Source organism: Arthrobacter pasteuri, from assembly GCF_054510955.1.
This window is the reverse complement of the sequence record NZ_JBTNDO010000005.1, coordinates 80,347-99,501: the sequence shown is the minus strand read 5'-3', so window position 1 is coordinate 99,501 and position 19,155 is coordinate 80,347. Positions and strand designations below refer to the sequence as shown.

Below are 19,155 nucleotides of genomic sequence, written 5' to 3'. Positions count from 1 at the left end.
GGGTGAAGTACCGGACGCGATACCCGCGGCCGTTCGACAGCAAGGAGAACCATGGCTACCGTTCGCACAGCCCACACCATCTGGAGTGGGGACCTCCCCTCCGGCTCAGGCCAGGTAACGCTCGATTCGTCCGGGCTCGGGACCTACGACGTCACCTGGAAGGCACGCGCCGAGCAGTCCGAGGGCAAGACGAGCCCCGAGGAGCTCATCGCCGCCGCACACTCCGCATGCTTCTCGATGGCCTTCAGCCATGCCTTGGGCGAGGAGGGCAAAACCCCCGAACGCGTCGAGACGAAGGCGGAGGTCGACTTCCAGCCGGGCACCGGCATCACGGCCATCCGGCTCACACTCGACGCCACGGTGCCGGGCCTGTCCGAGGAGGACTTCCAGCGCGTGGCGCAGGCCGCCAAGGAGGGCTGCCCCGTGTCGCAGGCCCTCGCAGCCGTCAAGGACATCTCGCTGAACGCGACTCTCCACGGCTGACCCGCCCCACTGCACAACGGCAGGGAAGGACTCCGGACACTGTCCGGAGTCCTTCTGCTTTACCCGGCGCACGACTGACGGTGGGGTGCATGTCTCCGCGATGCGACGGTGCCCCGGGATCCAGGAGTGGCAGCGCAGCCTGCGGCGCGGGTGTCCCGGTACCCTTCGCAATGAACAAGTGGTTCGATGGGTCCATGCGCATCCTCCTTGCCGGCGCGTCCGGGACCATCGGCACAGCCCTCACCCGCCAGCTCGAGAAGAACCACGAGGTCACGCGCCTCGTCCGCAGGGCGCCGAAGGGCCCGTCGGAGATCCGCTGGAATCCGTCGGCGGGTGAACTGGATGTCTCGGCCGTCGAGCGCGCCGACGCCGTCATCAACCTGTCCGGAGCCGGCATCGCGGGCGGTCTGTGGACCAGGAGCTACAAGGAGACCCTGTACTCCTCGAGGATCCTGGCGACCCGGACGCTGGTCCAGGCGATGCGGAAGGCCGCCAAGCCCCCGGAGGTCTTCATCAGCCAGTCGGCCTCCGGCTACTACGGGGACCGGGGCGACGAGGTCCTCACGGAGGGCTCGGCCTCGGGCGGGACCCTCCTCGCCGATATCTGCCGCCGGTGGGAGGCCGAAGCGCTGCGCGCTCCCGACTCCGTCCGCGTCGTGCTGCCCCGCACAGGCATCGTGATGGCCAGGGACGGCGGGGCGCTGCCCAACCTCCTAATCCCGATCCGCTTCTTCGCCGGGACGTCCCTCGGCTCCGGCCGGCAGTGGTGGCCCTGGATCAGCCTGAACGACGAGATCCGGGCCCTCGAATTCCTCCTCACCGCACCCCTGGCCGGTCCCGTCAATGTGAGCGCTCCGGCACCGGCCACCCTGGACACCATCCTGCTGCAGCTCGGCAGGGCGTTCCACCGACCCGTGTGGTTCCGGGTCCCCGGCGCCATCCTGACATCGGTCATCGGCCAGCTCGCGTACGAACTCCTGCTCGTGAGTCAGCGCATGGAGCCCCGAGCGCTGACCCGCGCGGGCTTCGCGTTCGACGAGCCCACGCCCGAGGCACTCGCCGAGTGGGTGCGCAGGACCGCCGGGTCGACCGAACGGTAGGCGGACCGGACACGCGGCGGGACGTGATCGGCCTCTGGAGCGGCCCACCTCGTGTACTCGGGCCGCTCGGGCCGGTTGCGCAGCGTCTCACTCCGGAGGCGATACCACGGAGTGGATCTGCCACGCGGAGCCGGACTTCCACAGGACGAAGATGAGCTCCTGCTGGCCGGCAGCCATCAGCGGACTCGGCTCGGCATCCGCCTGCGGTGTCGACGCAGCCCTTTCCGTGTACGACGAGAGCGCCGCCGTCGCCCGGATGAGGGACACCTGCGTGCCGCCGGGTGCTCCGGCGACGCCCGGGAGGTCGGCAACCGCCGGCGCCGCTACAAGGTCGGCCTCACTCAGCACCACGGGATCCCGGATGTCGATCGACAGGCCGTGGAGGTTCCGGCCCGAGTCCGCGAGCGCCGCCACGGCCTTCCGGTCGGCTGACAGTGCTGGGGATCCTTCGACGTCGACGGTCGTCAGGACGGCGGTGTCCGCCGTGGTGAAGGCTGATGCCCGAAGATCCGCGAGACCCCTGAGCGCGGTGACAGGATCGCCGGTCAGCAGCGCCTCGGCCGGCGGCTCGGACGGCCCATCCGCTCCCCCGGATCCTTCGATCCCCTCCTGTCCTTCCGATCCGGGGTCGGCGCCCTCCCGGCCCGTGGCCCCCTGCCCTGCTGGCGAACCGAGGCCTGCGCTCGACCCGGGGCCGGACCCCGGGCCGGGAAGGACAGCGGTTGGAGCGCCGCCCGACGTCACGGCGATCCCCGCGACCAGAAGCACAACGGCGGTCAGAGCTGCCGCCACGGCAACGCTGTTCCGGGTCCGCTCGCCCGGTCGGCCTGTCCCGCGACGGGTGCCGAGCGGCGAGCCGCGGGACGGACCCTTGTGCCCGCGCGAGGGCGGCCGGCGTGCGCCTTCCGACTTTCCCGTCATGGTGCTTCCACGGCCCCCGATGATCCGCCTCCACCACGACGGGGGGACGGCGGGGCGCGGGCCCGCGTGCCTCGTCACCAGGTCGGGAAGCACGCTGGAGTGGACTGCTGACACGAGGTTCACGGGGTCCGGGGCCGCACTGGACAGCAGGATGCGCGCGAAGTGGTCGGCCGTGGGCCTGCGGTCCCGGGTGGAACTCAGTCCGTCCTCGATGAGCTGCATGAGCTGCTGGGGGACCTCTGGAACGATCAGGACGAGGGGTGGCCGTTGCTCCGTCGGACCGGGAACCCTGCCCGTCAGGGCGAACCAGGACACCGCCGCGAGCGCGAAGACGTCCGCGCCGGAATCGAACGGACCACGCCGCGTCGGATCGAGAAAACCCGGTGTGCCCGCAGCGGCTGCCCTGTCGGAGCCGAGGAGCCGCGCCGTTCCGAAGTCTCCGAGCAGCGGCTTGCCCTCGGCAGTGAACAGGATGTTTCCGGGTGTCACGTCGCCGTGCAGCGCTCCGGCGCCGTGAAGGTGGCTGAGCACCTGCGCTATGGGCACGAGGGCCGTGACGACTTCCGGGATGGGAAGCGGACCCCTGCTGGTGACGAGACCCAGCAGGGAACCGCCTGGTGCCAGGTCCATCAGCATGCCCGGCCCCTGGTCGGTCCGGACTACGCGGTGCACCCTGAGGAGGTGTTCATGGGAGAACCGCTGCAGGAGCCGGAGCTCCCGAACCATGTCCTCCGCCCCGGCTCCCGGTTCCGGGGGCGGCCGCTCCCCGTCCGCCTGCTGGAGCTGTTCCTCGGCCGACCCAGCGGCACGAGGTACCGAGGCGGATGTATCGGCCGGGGCCTGTGCGACACGACGGCCGCGCCGGACGGGCGGCGCACCCACAGGATGGTCCGATGCGCCCTCCCCTACCCGGGACGGACCCGCCACCTTGAGGGCGAACCGCTGTCCGCCGTCGTCCGTCACCAGCCAGACGGTTGAGGACCCGCCCCTGCCGAGCAACCTTCCCACGCGCAGCCCCTGGACCACAGGCGGTGGCACGTCCTCGGCCGAGGAACGGGAAGGTGAGGAACGGGAAGGTAGTGGGCCGGCCGGGGCATCCGGCAGGACTCCGTCCGGGGCAGTCCCCCGGTGATCCCCTGCAGGCAGTAATGGCGCGGCGTCGCTCATGCATCAGTTCTAGGCCACGGGAGCAGGTAGGGCGGCGTTATCCACAGGGACTCCCGCAACTGCTCCTACCCCGTTGCTTTCGTCGAACATACGTTCTATTTTTAACCCTCAGGCATCCACGAGACAGGCAACGTCATGAAGCCCACCCCCGACACGACCGGCCCCTGGCGGCCGTGCGACGAAGCGGTCGCGCTCACCTTCGAGGAGACCGGCGGCACGCCCGAACCCTCCTGCCTGCGCTGGCGCGGCTCGCTGTGGCGCGTCGTCGGGCGCAGCCGGCACTGGTCCACCTGGCATGCGCTGCCCGTGGCGCCCCTCCATGCGGGTGACGGGCCGACCACGCGGGGCTTCAGGGCCGACTTCTGGCGGTTCCGGGCGCAGACCGATCCGGTCTCACCCGTGGCATGCTTCGAAGTACGGCGGGCCCACCAGGGATGGCGCCTGGTCCGGCGCGACGCGACGTTCGACGTTCCTGGGCAGTTCGGCTAGGCAGCGCGCCGCGCCCCTCATGGAGCGGGCGGAACCGGTGGGAAGGAACGTCACGAACGGGACTACGATTGCACCATGACTCTAGTGCTGTCGCGCGTCGGCCTCGCTCCCGACTACATCGAGTACACACAGGCGTGGGAGATGCAGAAAGACCTGCATGCGAAGGTCGTCGACGGCGCAGCACCCAGTACGGTCCTCCTGCTCGAGCACACCCCCGTGTACACCGCGGGCAAGCGCACCGAGGACCACGAGCGCCCCTTCGACGGCACTCCGGTCGTCCCCGTGGACCGCGGCGGAAAGCTCACCTGGCACGGGCCCGGACAGCTGGTGGGATACCCGATCCTTGCCCTGCGGAATCCGGCGCGCGTCGCGGAGTACGTCCACACCCTTGAGGAAGTCATCATCACCGCCCTCCGCCACTTCGGCATCGACGGCATCCGGATCGACGGCCGGTCCGGCGTCTGGCTCGCGGCAACGGCTGACCGACCCGCGCGGAAGATCGCCGCGATCGGCATCCGTGTGAAGGATCGGGTCACGATGCATGGCTTCGCCGTCAACTGCAGCAACGACCTCGCACCGTTCCAGCAGATCGTTCCCTGCGGGATTAGTGATGCCGGAGTCACCTCCATCTCCGCGGAGAGCGGCCGCACCGTGCCTCCTGTGGACGTCGTTTCGCTTATCGAGGCCGAACTGCGCAAGAATGAGGCGTTGCTGGTGGCCGACGACGACGCCGCCCCATCCCAGATCGGCGCCCCTGGCACTGCCGCTACATCCGGCGCCACCCATGGCATCCAGCCAGAAGGAGCTTTACTGTGAGCCTTGCCCCCGAGGGCCGCCGCCTGCTGCGCATCGAGGCGCGCAATGCCGAGACGCCGGTCGAGCGCAAGCCGGACTGGATCAAGGCGAAGGTCAACATCGGACCCGAGTTCGTCGCCATGAAGAACCTGGTGAAGAAGGAGGGCCTGCACACCGTCTGCGAAGAGGCGGGGTGCCCCAACATCTTCGAGTGCTGGGAGGACCGTGAGGCCACCTTCCTCATCGGCGGCTCCGAGTGCACCCGCCGGTGCGACTTCTGCCAGATCGACACCGGCAAGCCGCAGCCGCTGGACCGCAGCGAACCCTTCAAAGTCGCCCAGTCGGTGAAGTCCATGAACCTGCGCTACGCGACGGTCACCGGCGTCGCCCGCGACGACCTCGCCGACGAGGGTGTCTGGCTCTACGCCGAGACCATCCGGCAAATCCACAGCATGAATCCCGGCACGGGCGTCGAGATCCTGATCCCCGACTTCTCCGGGCGCCCCGAGCACATCGCCGCCATCTGCGACGCCGCCCCGGAGGTCTTCGCACACAATGTGGAGACGGTGCCGCGCATCTTCAAGCGCATCCGTCCCGCCTTCCGCTACGAGCGCTCACTCGACGTCATCACCCAGGGGCGTGACCGCGGGATGGTCACGAAGTCCAACCTCATCCTCGGCATGGGCGAGACACGCGAGGAGATCTCCGAGGCCCTCCGGGACCTGCACGCTGCGGGATGCGACCTCATCACGATCACCCAGTACCTGCGCCCCAGTGAACGCCACCTCCCCGTCGACCGCTGGGTGAAGCCCGGCGAGTTCGTCGAGCTGAGCGAAGAGGCGGAAGAGATCGGCTTCCTCGGCGTCATGAGCGGCCCGCTCGTGCGCTCGTCCTATCGCGCGGGCCGCCTCTGGGCGCGCGCCATGCGGAAAAAGGGCCTCGAGCTGCCCCCCGAACTCGCGCACCTCGACGAATCCGGCTCCGCCTCCCAGGAAGCGACGTCGCTCCTCGCCGGCTGACGCCGTTACCGTCCCGGCGGCTACCGCAGCGAACCGCCCCCGGAACCGCAGCACATCGCCGGTGAACCGCCGGTCATCCTGATCTCATCCCGTAGAATCGAAGTACTATGTCGCACGCAATCGATCCTTCAGGCTCACCCACGCCCAAACGCCGCCTCTTCTCGCGCAAGCCGAAAGCCGGGGCTGCGCCGAAGCGGGCCGGGCGGATGAAGCAGGTTGTCGAAGTCTTCAAGATGACGCGGCGCAACGATCCCAGCGCCGTCTGGTTCATGCTGCTGGCGTTCGTCGGGATCATCGCGCTGGGCCTGCTCGTCGGACTCCTGATCAACAACGTCATCACGCTGATGATCATCGCGATCCCGCTGGCCGTCCTCGCGGCCATCTTCATCCTGTCCCGCCGGGCCGAACGCGCCGCGTTTTCCCAGATCGAGGGAAGGCCCGGCGCTGCCGGCGCCGCGCTGAGCGTCCTTCGCCGCGGGTGGATCCTCCAGGAGCAGCCGGTCGCAGTGAACCCGCGGACGCAGGACGCCGTGTTCCGGATCATCGGACGGCCGGGCGTCGTCCTGGTGTCGGAAGGCCCCTCCACGCGGGTCAAGCAACTCCTCGACGGTGAGAAGCGCAAGATGGCGCGGATCATCCCGAATGTGCCGGTGCACGTGATCGAGACGGGCCGCGACGACCGTCAGGTACCCCTCTCCAAGGTCCCGAAGACCGTGCAGAAGCTGAAGAAGACGCTGACCAAGCAGGAGGTCCACGCCGTCGACAAGCGCCTGGCCGCACTGGGCACCAAGCTTCCGATCCCCAAGGGCGTCGACCCCTTCAAGGCCCGCCCCGACCGCAAGGCGATGCGCGGGCGCTGACCACAGGCCACGCAGACGCGAAGAGCCCCTCCCGACGACGGGAGGGGCTCTTCGCGTATGCAGGATCTGCTCGCGGAGTCCCCGGCGCCCCAGCAGTGCTGGAGACGGCAGTGCTGGAGACGGCGGGGCTGGATACGGCAGGGCTAGATACGGCAGGGCTAGATACGGAACAGGCCGGTGTTCCGGGCCCGGTCGTGGAGACCGCGCTGGTCGGCGTCGATGATGAAGGCCGGGATGACGAGGCAGAGGAGCACACTGCGGACGATGGCTGTCAGGTAACCGGCCGGTCTGCCGTCGAGCGTCTGCACCTGCATCCGCAGGATCCGGTGCCCGATGCTGTAGCCGAAGAAACCCACGAACAGGATCTGCTCCACGAGGAAGATGTACAGCGTCGCGAAGCCGTCGTAGTCGAAGAACGCGAAGGAGATCAGCGAGCAGAGGATCCAGTCGATCAGCAGGGCAGCCGCCCTGGCCGGGAAACGGGCGAGGGACCCGGGTCCGTACTCGGGCCGGCCGAGCCGCTGTCCCGGCCATTGCTGATCGCCCGACGGTGGCGGGCCTTCCATCCACGAACCGAGGTTCTTCCTGTTCACCACGCCCCCAGCCTACCCGCGCAGCGGGAGCCTCCGGCCCGGCCGTATTATGCCGTCGCGGTCCCGGGGGCGCTAGGGTGGGAGGCGCAGTTCAGGTCATGTAACGTCCCGGAAACAAAGACGACACCAGCGAGAAACTGCCCGCTCATACAGTTGGGACGAGTCGGCGGTAGCGTACCAGCCTGCCAGAGCCCGTGACATCCCGTGCGGCGCAGGGACACGCGCTGGCGCCGGTTTTCCCCCAGCCATGCGTTAGGAGCATGAATCGATGTTTAAGAATGCGGACGAGGTCCTCAAGTTCATCGCCGACGAAGACATCAGGTTTGTCGATGTCCGGTTCACCGACCTCCCGGGAGTGCAGCAGCACTTCAACGTTCCCGCCAAGTCGGTCGACGCGGACTTCTTCGTGCACGGCCAGCTCTTCGATGGGTCCTCCATCCGCGGCTTCCAGGGCATCGCGGAATCGGACATGCAGCTCATCCCGGACGTGACGACGGCGTTCATCGACCCGTTCCGGACGGAGAAGACCCTCGCGCTGAACTTCTCCATCGTTAACCCCCGCACGGGCGATCCGTACCACCGCGATCCCCGCAGCGTCGCAGAGCGTGCCGAGGCGTACCTCTCCTCCACGGGCATCGCGGACACCGCGTTCTTCGCCCCCGAGGCGGAATTCTTCATCTTCGACAACGTCCAGTACGAGTCCTCCCCGCAGGGCAGCTTCTACAAGGTCGACTCGATCGAGGCTCCCTGGAACAGCGGGCGCGAGGAGGTCGGCGGCAACCTCGGCAACAAGACCCCGTTCAAGGGCGGCTACTTCCCGGTTTCCCCCGTGGACAAGCAGGCAGACCTGCGCGACGCGATCTGCATCGAGCTGGACAAGGCGGGCCTCGAGGTCGAGCGTTCGCACCACGAGGTCGGCGGTGCGGGCCAGGCCGAGATCAACTACAAGTTCACGACCATGACGCACGCTGCGGATGACCTGCAGAAGTTCAAGTACATCGTGAAGAACGTCTCCGACGCCTGGGGCAAGTCCGCGACCTTCATGCCGAAGCCGGTCTTCGGCGAGAACGGCTCCGGTATGCACTGCCACCAGTCGCTGTGGAGCGACGGACAGCCGCTGTTCTACGACGAGCGCGGCTACGCCGGCCTGTCGGACACCGCCCGCTGGTACATCGGCGGCCTGCTGAAGCACGCCTCCGCCGTCCTGGCCTTCACCAACCCGACGGTGAACTCCTACCGTCGCCTGGTCAAGGGCTTCGAAGCCCCGGTCAACATGGTCTACTCGCAGGGCAACCGCTCCGCCGGTATCCGTATCCCGATCACCGGATCGAACCCGAAGGCCAAGCGCATCGAATTCCGCGCGCCGGACCCGTCGTCGAACCCCTACCTGGCCTTCGCTGCCCAGCTCATGGCCGGCCTCGACGGGATCAAGAACCGCATCGAGCCCGCCGAGCCCATCGACAAGGACCTCTACGAGCTCCCCGCCGAGGAGGCCAAGGATATCCAGAAGGCTCCCGGCTCGCTCGAGGAGGCCCTGCTGGCTCTCGAGGCCGACAACGAGTTCCTGCAGGCCGGCGACGTCTTCACCCAGGACCTGATCGACACCTGGATCGAGTACAAGCGCGAGATGGAGATCAAGCCGCTCTCGCTGCGCCCGAACCCCTACGAGTTCGAGCTCTACTACGGCGTCTAGCAGCAGAACGGGTCGGAAGCGCGGGTAGTCCGCCTCCGGTCCGGGCAGCTGCGCGGAGGGTCCCTCGGATGACATCCGAGGGACCCTCCGTTCGTTGTCCGGCCCCTACCCCGACATCGCCGCTTCGCCGAGGCCAGCGGGTGAGCGGCGCAAGCCGTACCAGGAGGCCTAGTACCCGTAGAAGTGCCGCTCGAAGACGGCACGGCTCCGGCGGGTCATGCGGAGGTAGTCCTCCTCGAGGTCCGATCCGCTGCCCGGGCCGTACCCGCACCACCGGGCGACGGCTTCCAGGTCGCGGCGCGGAGCCGGCAACAGGTCCGACCCCCGCCCGCTCCAGATGACGTTCGCCGCGCGGATGCGGGTGGCGAGGCTCCAGCTCCCACGCAGCGTGGCGACGTCCTCCGCGGGGAGCAGGCCCTCCGCCTCGATCACGTCCAGCGCGGCGAGTGTGGACTGCACCCGCAGGGCCGGGACCGCGGCGGCATGCTGCAGCTGGAGCAGCTGTACGAGCCATTCGACGTCGCTGAGTGCACCCCGCCCCAGCTTGAGGTGCCTCGAGGGGTCGGCTCCGCGCGGGAGCCGCTCCGACTCGACGCGCGCCTTGATCCGCCGAATCTCGCGGACGTCCGACTCGCTGAGTTCCCGCGGGTACCGCACCGGGTCGATGAGTTCGGTGAATTCCGCGGCGAGCCCGTCGTCACCCGCGAGGGGACGGGCCCGCAGAAGGGCCTGCGCCTCCCAGACGAGGGACCAGCGCCGGTAGTACTCGCGGTAGGAGCCGATGGACCGCACCATCGCCCCCTGCTTGCCCTCCGGCCGGAGCGCGGCGTCGATCTCCAGGACCCGCTCGGCCAGGACCGGCGGCTTGCAGGGCTGGGTGAGCAGTGCAGCAAGGCGGGACACCACGGCCTCGGCCTGCTTCTGGGCGGCCGCCTCGTCGGCTCCGGGGAGCGGCCTGTGCACGTAGATCACGTCCGCATCCGAGCCGTAGGTGATCTCCCGACCGCCCTGGCGTCCCATCGCCATCACGACGACGTCGGTGAGCTGCTCCTCCTGCCCGAACACCTGGCTCTCCGCGACGTGCAGCGCGCCGAGGACGGCGGCACGGTCCGCGTCGGCGAGAGCTTCCCCCACCTCCGCCTGGGACAGGAGGCCGGAGCTGTCGGCGATGGCGATGCGCAGCAGCTCCCGGCGGCGGATCAGCCGGATCAGGCGGATGGCTTCCCCGGGCTCCGGATGCCGCGACATCTTCGACTGGATCTCCTGCCACTGGGCGTCGAAGGAATCCGGCACCAGCGCCGCGTCGGAGCCGAGCCACTGCGTCGACTCGGGCGATACCTCCAGGAGGTCGGTGATGAACCGGCTGCTCGACAGGACGGCGCAGAGCCTCTCCGCGGCGGCGTTGGAGTCGCGGAGCATGCCCAGGTACCAGTGGCTGTCACCGAGGGACTCGCTGAGCCGGCGGAACCCGAGCAGGCCTGCGTCTGGGTCGACGCCGTCCGCGAACCAGGCCAGGAGGATGGGCAGCAGCTGCTTCTGCAGCATCGCCCGGCGCCGCAGGCCGCCGGTGAGAGCCTCGATGTGGCGCATGGCCCCGCGCGGGTCCTGGTAGCCGAGGGCCGCGAGGCGGGCCTGTGCGGCCTCGGCCGTGAGTTGGACGTCCTCGGGCTGCAGCGTTGCGGCGTTGTTGAGCAGGGGCCGGTAGAAGATCGACTCGTGGAGCCGCTTGACGAGCCTCCGGGTCCGCTGCCACTTGTCGACAAGGCTCTGCGCGCTCGGCCTCACCGTGACCATGCAGCCCTCGGAGGACCGGGCGAGGGCGCGCAGGGCGGAGTTGTCCTCCGGCATGAGGTGCGTCCGGCGCATCTGCGTGAGCTGGATCCGGTGCTCGAGGACCCGCAGGTAGCGGTAGGAGTCGTCGAGGTCCAGCGCGTCCGAGCGACCGACGTACCCGCCGGAGCTCAGCGCACCGATCGCGGTGACGGTATCCCTCACGCGGAGGGACTCGTCGAGCCTCCCGTGGACGAGCTGCAGCAGCTGGACGGTGAACTCGACGTCCCGCAGGCCTCCCGGTCCCAGCTTGAGCTGTCGTGCTTCCTCGTCGCGCGGGATGTTGTCCGTGACGCGGCGGCGCATGGCCCTCACCGCCTCGACGAACCCCTCCCGCTGCGAGGACGCCCAGACGAACGGGGCGATGGCCGCCTCGTAGCGTCGGCCGAGGTCCGGGTCCCCGGCGGCGGCCCGGGCCTTGAGGAGCGCCTGGAACTCCCAGGTCCTGGCCCACCTCTCGTAGTAGGACACGTGGGACTGCAGCGTCCGCACGAGCTGCCCGTCCTTGCCCTCGGGCCTCAGGTTCGCGTCGACCTCCCACAGGGCGGGTTCCGGCCCCGGCGAGTACACCCCGCGGGACATGCCGGAGGCCAGGCCCGTCCCGATCCTGGTGAGCAGCGTGTCGTCGAGGTCCTCGCCTTCCACGACGTAGACGACGTCGACGTCGGAGATGTAGTTCAGCTCCCGCGCACCGCACTTCCCCATGGCGATGACGGCGAGCTTCACCCGGGCCACGACGTCGGCCCCGTACACCTCGCCCAGTTCGGCACGGGCGACGGCGAGCGAGGCCTCCAGGGCGGCCGATGCGAGGTCCGCGAGTTCCCGGGCGACGACGGGCAGGTAGTCGACAGGCGAACGGTGGCAGAGATCGCGGACCGCAAGGTCCGTCAGGAGGCGCCGATAGGTCACGCGGAGCCTCTGGTACGCGTCCACGCCGAACCTGCCGGCCACCGGGTTCGCATCGGCGGGTTCGGCGTCGACCGACCGCAGCAGCAGCGCCCGGAGGTCGTCCGGCGCCACGTCCGGGAGGGTCGCAGGATTCGGGCGGACGACGTCGAGGTGCTCGGGGTGGCGCATGAGGAATTCGCCGAGCGCCTCGGACGCTCCCAGCAGCCGGAAGAGGGGGCCTCGCCGGCCCTCGTCGGAGAAGGCCGCCAGCGAAGCCTTGCGGTTGACGGCAAGGAGGCGGACGAAGGACTGCAGCGCCAGGTCCGGGTTCGCGGCCAGAGCGATCCCGCCGAACAGGGCGTCGTCGTTCAGTCCCTGCAGCTCGGGCGCGTCCAGGAAGCGCCTGCTCTTCTCCAGGTCCGTGAAGCCGTAACTGATCAGCTTGCGGGTAAGGCTCATGGGCCAACCCTAGCCAAGCGCCGGAGATGCACGCAGGCCTACAGGATGTTGAGGTTCCTGCGCAGCTCGTACGGCGTCACCTGGATGCGGTAGTCGTGCCACTCGGCGCGCTTGTTGCGGAGGAAGTTCTCGAACACCTGCTCCCCCAGGATGTCCGCGACGAGCTCCGAGTCCTCCATCACCCGGATGGCGTCGTGCAGGCTGGCCGGCAGTGGGTCGTGCCCCATTGCGCGGCGCTCCGCGGCGGTCAGGCTCCAGATGTCGTCCTCCGCGGCCGGCGGCAGCTCGTAGCCCTCCTCGATGCCCTTGAGCCCGGCACCCAGAAGCACCGAGTAGGCGAGGTAGGGGTTGCTCGCGGAATCGATGCCGCGGTATTCGATGCGCGCGGACTGGCCCTTGTTGGGCTTGTAGAGCGGCACGCGGACCAGCGCCGAGCGGTTGTTGTGGCCCCAGGACAGGTAGCTCGGTGCCTCGCCGCCGCCCCACAGGCGCTTGAACGAGTTGACGAACTGGTTGGTCACGGCCGTGAACTCGGGCGCGTGCCGGAGGATGCCGGCGATGAACTGCCGAGCGGTCTTCGACAGCTGGAACTCGGCGCCCGCCTCGAAGAAGGCGTTGGTGTCGCCCTCGAAAAGCGAGAAGTGGGTGTGCATGCCCGAGCCCGGGTGCTCGGAGAAGGGCTTGGGCATGAAGGTCGCGTAGCTGCCGGAGGTGAGCGCGACCTCCTTGATGATGGTCCGGAACGTCATGATGTTGTCCGCGGTCTGAAGCGCATCCGCGTACCGCAGGTCGATCTCGTTCTGCCCCGGCCCGGCCTCGTGGTGGCTGAACTCGACCGAGATGCCCACGGACTCGAGCATCGCGACGGCCGTCCTGCGGAAGTCCTGGGCCACGCCGCCGGGAACGTGGTCGAAGTAGCCGGCCGAGTCCACGGGCACGGGCTGGCCGTCGGGACCGAGCTCCGCCGACTTCAGCAGGTAGAACTCGATCTCCGGGTGGGTGTAGCAGGTGAAGCCCATGTCGGCAGCCTTCGCCAGGGTCTTCTTGAGGACGCCGCGTGGGTCGGCGGTGGACGGCTGGCCGTCCGGCGTCAGGATGTCGCAGAACATACGCGACGTCTGTTCCTTGTCACCGCGCCACGGCAGGATCTGGAACGTGGTCGGATCGGGCTGGGCCAGCATGTCCGATTCGTAGATCCGGGCCAGTCCCTCGATGGATGATCCGTCGAATCCGAGGCCCTCCTCGAAGGCGCCTTCGACCTCGGCAGGAGCCAGGGCGACCGACTTCAGCGAGCCGACGACGTCCGTGAACCACAGACGCACGTAGCGGACGTCGCGCTCCTCGATCGTTCGCAGTACGAACTCCTGCTGCCGGTCCATGACCACCCTCATTCCTTGACTCGTCGCCCGGGCCGCCCGGTCAGGGCAGCGGGCTGTCCATGCCCGACGTCGTGCGCGTCCGGCTGCACCGTTCCCGGGGCGCGGATGCACCTCGTGCGCGCGTGCGCCTGCCGTGAACACTCTACTGACCCGCACGCTGATGAGGTGCACGTGCCCTCCCCGTTGCGGCGCGCCGGAAATCCCTGGCGGACACCACGCGCAGTCCATGGCCGGGCCCCGGGGAGGATCTGCATCCCGGGACCGTGGCAGAGGGTCCAGTAGTCTCATGGCATGACTTCCGCGGAATTGCCAGCCCCCTACGGAGAGGGAGCAGCCACGACGCCGGCCCGGGAGGCGACCGCCCCTGCCCCCGCCGGTACCAAGCCGGCGGGCCGGATCCGGATCCACCACCTGCAGCAGGCCAAGGACCAGGGCCGGCACTTCGCCATGCTGACGGCCTACGACCAGTACGCGGCGCAGGTCTTCGACGAGGCCGGCATCGAACTGCTCCTGGTCGGTGACTCGGCGGCCAACAACGTCCTGGGACACGCCACGACCCTGCCCATCACGCTCGACGAGATGATCCTCTTCAGCCGTGCTGTCAGCAGGGCGACGACGCGGGCCCTCGTCGTGGCCGACCTTCCCTTCGGCAGCTACGAGGTCTCACCCCAGCAGGCTGTCGAGTCCTCCGTGCGCCTGCTCAAGGAGGGGCTGGTCCACGCCGTGAAGATGGAGGGCGGCGCCGACTACGCGGACACCGTCCGCGCCCTCGTCCGCGCGGGCATCCCGGTCATGGCCCACATCGGGTTCACTCCGCAGAGCGAGCACGCGCTCGGCGGCTACCGCGTGCAGGGCCGCGGGGAGGCGTCGCAGCGCATCGTCGACGACGCCGTCGCACTCGCCGACGCGGGAGCATTCTGCGTGCTGATGGAGATGGTGCCCGCCGAGACCGCGAACGCCGTCGACGCGGCCGTTCGCGTCCCGACGATCGGCATCGGGGCGGGCCCGGGCACCACGGGCCAGGTGCTCGTATGGCAGGACATGGCCGGGCTGCGCGGCGGACGGCAGGCGACGTTCGTCAAGCAGTACGCCGACGTCCGGAGCGTCCTCTCCGATGCGGCCCGCGCCTACGCCGACGACGTGCGTGCGGGCACCTTCCCCGGCCCCGACCACACCTTCTAGGTGTACGGCCGGCCGGCTGAACGGAGCACGGGCCGAAGAGCCCTAGTCGTCGTCCTTGTCCCAGGCATCGTTGCGCTGCTGAACCTTCTCGAGGGCCTTCTCGGCTTCGGCGCGCGTCGCATACGGCCCGATCAGCTGGGACCAGTCCGACTGCCGGTCCTCCTCGACCTCGTGCGTGCGCACATTGAACCAGTACTCCGTCATGGCGACCCCCTCGATCCGTGGCATCCGGCCATGTCATCCGGCGATCGCGCCGTCGGCGCCTTTGAGCCGGTGACCTGAGCCCGCTATAGGATCAAGGGTATGCCCCAGTCCTCCCCCACCGCTCCCCTTGGGACCCTGACCCCCGGCACCATCTCGCCCCAGCGCCCCGTCCCGCCCGGCATCCCGCGCCCCGAATACGTGGGCCGGAAGGCGCCAGCGCCGTTCACGGGCTCCGAGGTCAAGACTCCGGAGACCATCGAGAAGATCCGCATCGCCGGCAGGATCGCCGCCCAGGCCATCGTCGAGGTCGGCAAGGCCGCCAGGCCCGGGATCACCACGGATGCCCTGGACCGCATCGGACACGAATTCCTGCTGGACCACGGCGCCTACCCGTCGACCCTCGGGTACCGGGGCTTCCCGAAGTCGCTGTGTTCATCGCTCAACGAGGTCATCTGCCACGGCATCCCCGACTCCACGGAGCTCAGGGACGGCGACATCCTCAACATCGACATCACCGCGTACAAGGACCGCGTACACGGGGACACCAACTACACCTTCTGCATCGGAGACGTGGACGAGGAGTCCCGCCTCCTCGTCGAGCGCACGCAGGAGTCCCTCAACCGCGCGATCCGGGCCGTCGCGCCCGGACGCGAGATCAACGTCATAGGGCGCACCATCGAGTCCTATGCGAAGCGCTTCGGTTATGGTGTTGTCCGTGACTTCACCGGGCACGGCGTCGGAGAAGCGTTCCACACGGGCCTGATCATCCCGCACTACGACGCCGCCCCCGCCTACAACCGCGTCATCGAACCGGGGATGGTCTTCACCATCGAACCGATGCTGACGCTCGGGACCATCGACTGGACCATGTGGGCGGACGACTGGACCGTCGTCACGAAGGACCGGAAGAGGACGGCACAGTTCGAGCACACGCTCGTCGTCACCGACCGCGGCGCGGAGATCCTGACCCTGCCCTAGCGCAGGCGCACCGCAGAGCCTGCCCGTACACCGCACCACCCCCATTCCGGCTAGCGCCGGCCGCCCAACCACTCGTCGACGGAGAATCATGGCCAAGGACACCGAGAAGAAGAAATCGAAGAAGCTCCCCGCAACCGTCATCGGAGTCGATATCGGCGGCACGGGCATCAAGGGCGGCATCGTCGACCTCGAGAAGGGCGTGATCGTCGGTGAGCGCTACCGCATCCCGACGCCGAAGCCGTCCACGCCGGAGGCGGTCGCCGAGGTCGTCGGCCAGATCGTCGCCGAGCTCGCCTCGCGGCCGGAGGGTCCCGCCGCCGACGTGCCCGTCGGCGTCACCTTCCCGGCCATCATCCAGCACGGCGTCGCCCGCTCGGCAGCGAACGTCGACAAGAGCTGGGTCAACACCGACGTCGATGCCCTCTTCACGAAGGTCCTCGGACGGGACGTCCACGTCATCAACGACGCCGACGCGGCAGGGCTCGCCGAGGTTCGCTACGGCGCGGGCAAGGGCAAGATGGGGACCGTCCTGGTCATCACCCTCGGCACGGGCATCGGCTCCGCCTTCATCTTCGACGGCCGGCTGGTCCCCAACGCCGAACTCGGCCACCTGGAGATCGACGGGCACGATGCCGAGACCAAGGCATCGGCCGTGGCCCGCGAGCGGGACGGGATCGACTGGGACGAGTACGCCGTGCGGCTCCAGCGCTACTTCTCGCACGTCGAGTTCCTCTTCTCGCCCGAGCTGTTCATCGTGGGCGGCGGCATCTCGAAGCGGAGCAGCGAGTACCTACCGTCTCTGCAGCTGCGCACCCCGATCATCCCGGCGCAGCTCAAGAACCACGCCGGCATCGTGGGCGGCGCCCTGCAGGCGGCGCTGCTCCTGGGCACCAAGGGCCACACGCCGGCCGGTCCCCTCGCCCTGACCCCGACCGACCTGGGCTGAGCTGACAGGGAAGCCCGGTACGGTTGCACGCCGTACCGGGCTTCCCTGCGTCGGCATCGAGGCTGACGTGGTGCCGGTGGTGGCGTCGGCTTCCCCTCCGCAGCCACCACCGGGGTTCTGGGGCGCTAGTGCGCCGTCAACGGCCTCCGTGCCCCGCTGGGCACGCGCTCGTTGTCCTTCGCCTGGTGGCGGAGGGTCTGGATGGCCTCTTCGAAGTCCTCGAGTGATTCGAAGCCCTGGTAGACGCTCGCGAAGCGCAGGTACGCGATCTGATCCAGCTTGCGCAGCGGACCGAGGATGGCGAGTCCCACCTCGTGCGCGTCGATCTCGGCGACGCCGCTGGCACGGACGTTCTCCTCGACCTCCTGCGCCAGGAGCGCGAGGTCGTCCTCGGTCACCGGCCGGCCCTGGCAGGCCTTGCGGACACCGTTGATGATCTTCATCCTGCTGAACGGCTCACCGGCTCCCGACCGCTTGATGACACTCAGGCTCGTGGTCTCGACGGTGCTGAAGCGGCGGCCGCACTGCGGACAGAGACGACGGCGGCGGATGGCCGACCCGTCATCGCCGAGCCGGCTGTCGACGACCCGGGAGTCGGGGTTGCGGCAGTACGGACAGTACAAGGCTCCCCTCCCGGTCGTGAGTTCTCGTCAGCCCCAGTTTAGAACTACATGTGGTGAAACAACAACACTGTAATTACCAGATGTGGTGCTCTCGGGGCATCCCGAGGATCAGGGGGCGGCGGCGTCGAAGCGGGCCGTGACCGCCTCGCCGTGTGCGGGCAGGTTCTCCGCACCCGACAGTGCGACGATCGAGGACGACACCTCGCGCAGCGCCTCGCGGTCGTAGTCGACGAGCTGGACGGCACGCAGGAAGGTCGTGACGTTCAGGCCCGAGGCGAAGGCCGCGGTCCCGCTGGTCGGCAGGACGTGATTCGATCCGGCGCAGTAGTCGCCCAGGCTGACGGGGCTGTAGTTCCCCACGAAGATGGCACCCGCATTGCGGATCCGTCCCGCGACGGCTCGGGCGTCCGCCGTCTGGATCTCGAGGTGCTCGGCGGCGTAGGCATCGCACACCGCGATGCCGTGCTCGAGGTCGTTGACGAGGATCACGCCCGACTGGGGACCCGCGAGAGCCGTGCGGACCCGATCGGCGTGCCGGGTGGCGGCGGCGCGCCCCTGGAGGGCCTCGACGACGGCGGCCGCGAGGTCCTCGGAGTCCGTCACCAGGACCGACGCGGCCTGCGGATCGTGCTCCGCCTGGCTCACGAGGTCGGCGGCGACGAGGTCGGCGTCGGCCGTGGCATCCGCGAGGACCGCGATCTCCGTGGTGCCCGCCTCCGAGTCGATGCCGACCCGCCCGCGGACCAGGCGCTTGGCGGTGGCGACGAAGACGTTGCCCGGACCGGTGATGACGTTGACCGGATCGATGGCGTGCTGCCCGGAGCCGTCGCCCTCCCCCTCGACGCCGTAGGCGAGGGCGGCGATGGCCTGGGCCCCGCCCATCGCGTACACCTCGGTGATACCGAGCATCGATGCCGCGGCGAGGATGACCGGGTGCGGCCAACCGTCGAACTCCTTCTGCGGTGGCGATGCGAGGGCGATCGAGCCGACGCCGGCGGCCTGCGCGGGCACCACGTTCATCACCACGGAGGACGGGTAGACCGCCAGTCCGCCGGGAACGTAGAGCCCCACGCGGTCCACCGCGATCCACTTGTGCGTGAGGCGGGCTCCGGGGGCGACCTCCGCCTCGACGTCGTCGGGTACCTGCGCCTGCGCGAAGATGCGCGCACGCCGAATGGCTTCCTCGAGTGCCGCCCGCACCGTGGCGTCGAGCCCGGCGACAGCAGCTTCGATGACCGCGGCCGGCACACGGGGGTGTTCCTGCTCCACGCCGTCGAACCGCCGCGCGAGGTCCCGCAGGGCCCCGAGGCCGCGCGAGCGGACGTCGTCGATGATGGCCTGGACGGCCGCTTCGGAGGAGGACGCGCTGGCGGCCGCCCGGGGCATGGCGCCCTTCAGGTCGCCCGGGGACAGGGTACGGCCGCGCAGGTCGATGGTGCGGAAGCCGACGGTCGGGGTGGTAGGCGCTGGATTCACCCTGAGAGTCTACCGGGAGGCCGGGGAGCGCAGGGTTCTGGGGCGCTCCCGGTCAGCTCCGCCGCCCCGG

17 protein-coding genes are annotated in these 19,155 nt (G+C 69.2%); 10 read left to right on the top strand and 7 right to left on the bottom strand.

All coding sequences use genetic code 11. From position 1 onward, the window contains the following. Nucleotides 1-51: 51 nt before the first annotated feature. Both ACX80H_RS15850 and ACX80H_RS15845 read left to right on the top strand, forming a co-directional pair. The gene (locus ACX80H_RS15850; RefSeq protein WP_459314363.1) at nt 52-483 is read left to right on the top strand and encodes an OsmC family protein; all 432 of its coding nucleotides are present in this window, start codon (nt 52-54) and stop codon (nt 481-483) included. Nucleotides 484-677: 194 nt separating this feature from the next. After that, nucleotides 678-1,583 (top strand): TIGR01777 family oxidoreductase, encoded by a 906-nt coding sequence (locus tag ACX80H_RS15845; RefSeq protein WP_459314362.1) that lies wholly within the window; start codon nt 678-680, stop codon nt 1,581-1,583. 87 nt (nt 1,584-1,670) lie between these two features. Here ACX80H_RS15845 and ACX80H_RS15840 read toward each other — a convergent pair whose 3' ends face one another. Next, nucleotides 1,671-3,512, bottom strand: coding sequence for a serine/threonine-protein kinase (locus ACX80H_RS15840; RefSeq protein WP_459314361.1), 1,842 nt, complete (start codon nt 3,510-3,512; stop codon nt 1,671-1,673). A gap of 294 nt (nt 3,513-3,806) precedes the next feature. Here ACX80H_RS15840 and ACX80H_RS15835 point away from each other — a divergent pair, with 294 nt between their 5' ends. The 4 genes from ACX80H_RS15835 to ACX80H_RS15820 all read left to right on the top strand — a co-directional run bounded on the left by ACX80H_RS15835 (nt 3,807) and on the right by ACX80H_RS15820 (nt 6,834). Beyond that, nucleotides 3,807-4,160: a hypothetical protein gene (locus ACX80H_RS15835; RefSeq protein ID WP_459314360.1), complete on the top strand. Its 354-nt coding sequence runs from the start codon at nt 3,807-3,809 to the stop codon at nt 4,158-4,160. 75 nt (nt 4,161-4,235) lie between these two features. Further along, nucleotides 4,236-4,976: a lipoyl(octanoyl) transferase LipB gene (gene lipB, locus ACX80H_RS15830; protein WP_459314359.1), complete on the top strand. Its 741-nt coding sequence runs from the start codon at nt 4,236-4,238 to the stop codon at nt 4,974-4,976. After that, nucleotides 4,973-5,974 (top strand): lipoyl synthase, encoded by a 1,002-nt coding sequence (gene lipA / locus ACX80H_RS15825; protein WP_459314358.1) that lies wholly within the window; start codon nt 4,973-4,975, stop codon nt 5,972-5,974. The genes lipB and lipA overlap by 4 nt, the downstream gene beginning before the upstream one ends. A gap of 107 nt (nt 5,975-6,081) precedes the next feature. Next, nucleotides 6,082-6,834, top strand: coding sequence for a DUF4191 domain-containing protein (locus tag ACX80H_RS15820; protein WP_459314357.1), 753 nt, complete (start codon nt 6,082-6,084; stop codon nt 6,832-6,834). Nucleotides 6,835-6,992: 158 nt separating this feature from the next. Here the strand turns inward: ACX80H_RS15820 and ACX80H_RS15815 are convergent, their stop codons facing one another. Beyond that, nucleotides 6,993-7,430 (bottom strand): RDD family protein, encoded by a 438-nt coding sequence (locus ACX80H_RS15815; protein WP_459314356.1) that lies wholly within the window; start codon nt 7,428-7,430, stop codon nt 6,993-6,995. A gap of 265 nt (nt 7,431-7,695) precedes the next feature. On the opposite strand from ACX80H_RS15815, the gene glnA (ACX80H_RS15810) reads away from it, so the two are divergent. Continuing rightward, complete coding sequence (gene glnA / locus ACX80H_RS15810; protein WP_459314355.1) at nt 7,696-9,120, top strand: type I glutamate--ammonia ligase; 1,425 nt, start codon at nt 7,696-7,698, stop codon at nt 9,118-9,120. A gap of 168 nt (nt 9,121-9,288) precedes the next feature. Here the strand turns inward: glnA (ACX80H_RS15810) and ACX80H_RS15805 are convergent, their stop codons facing one another. Continuing rightward, entirely contained in the window at nt 9,289-12,297 is a 3,009-nt protein-coding gene (locus tag ACX80H_RS15805) for a bifunctional [glutamine synthetase] adenylyltransferase/[glutamine synthetase]-adenylyl-L-tyrosine phosphorylase (protein ID WP_459314354.1), read from the bottom strand. Nucleotides 12,298-12,335: 38 nt separating this feature from the next. After that, nucleotides 12,336-13,676 (bottom strand): type I glutamate--ammonia ligase, encoded by a 1,341-nt coding sequence (gene glnA / locus ACX80H_RS15800; RefSeq protein WP_459314353.1) that lies wholly within the window; start codon nt 13,674-13,676, stop codon nt 12,336-12,338. Between the two features lie 291 nt (nt 13,677-13,967). Between glnA (ACX80H_RS15800) and panB the strand changes: the two genes are divergently transcribed. Continuing rightward, entirely contained in the window at nt 13,968-14,858 is an 891-nt protein-coding gene (panB, locus tag ACX80H_RS15795; protein WP_459314352.1) for a 3-methyl-2-oxobutanoate hydroxymethyltransferase, read from the top strand. A gap of 42 nt (nt 14,859-14,900) precedes the next feature. On the opposite strand, the gene ACX80H_RS15790 is transcribed toward panB, so the two are convergent. Next, nucleotides 14,901-15,062, bottom strand: a complete 162-nt coding sequence (locus ACX80H_RS15790) for an SPOR domain-containing protein (protein WP_140395032.1) — start codon at nt 15,060-15,062, stop codon at nt 14,901-14,903. Between the two features lie 99 nt (nt 15,063-15,161). Here ACX80H_RS15790 and map point away from each other — a divergent pair, with 99 nt between their 5' ends. Together map and ppgK are read left to right on the top strand one after the other, a co-directional pair. Continuing rightward, nucleotides 15,162-16,040, top strand: a complete 879-nt coding sequence (gene map, locus ACX80H_RS15785; protein WP_459314351.1) for a type I methionyl aminopeptidase — start codon at nt 15,162-15,164, stop codon at nt 16,038-16,040. Nucleotides 16,041-16,128: 88 nt separating this feature from the next. After that, nucleotides 16,129-16,986, top strand: coding sequence for a polyphosphate--glucose phosphotransferase (gene ppgK / locus ACX80H_RS15780; protein WP_459314350.1), 858 nt, complete (start codon nt 16,129-16,131; stop codon nt 16,984-16,986). Between the two features lie 125 nt (nt 16,987-17,111). Here ppgK and nrdR read toward each other — a convergent pair whose 3' ends face one another. Together nrdR and hisD are read right to left on the bottom strand one after the other, a co-directional pair. Further along, complete coding sequence (nrdR, locus tag ACX80H_RS15775; RefSeq protein ID WP_459314349.1) at nt 17,112-17,609, bottom strand: transcriptional regulator NrdR; 498 nt, start codon at nt 17,607-17,609, stop codon at nt 17,112-17,114. Between the two features lie 108 nt (nt 17,610-17,717). Further along, nucleotides 17,718-19,085 carry a histidinol dehydrogenase gene (hisD, locus tag ACX80H_RS15770; protein WP_459314348.1) on the bottom strand — a complete coding sequence of 456 codons (1,368 nt, stop codon included), beginning with the start codon at nt 19,083-19,085 and terminating at the stop codon, nt 17,718-17,720. Nucleotides 19,086-19,155 lie beyond the last annotated feature (70 nt).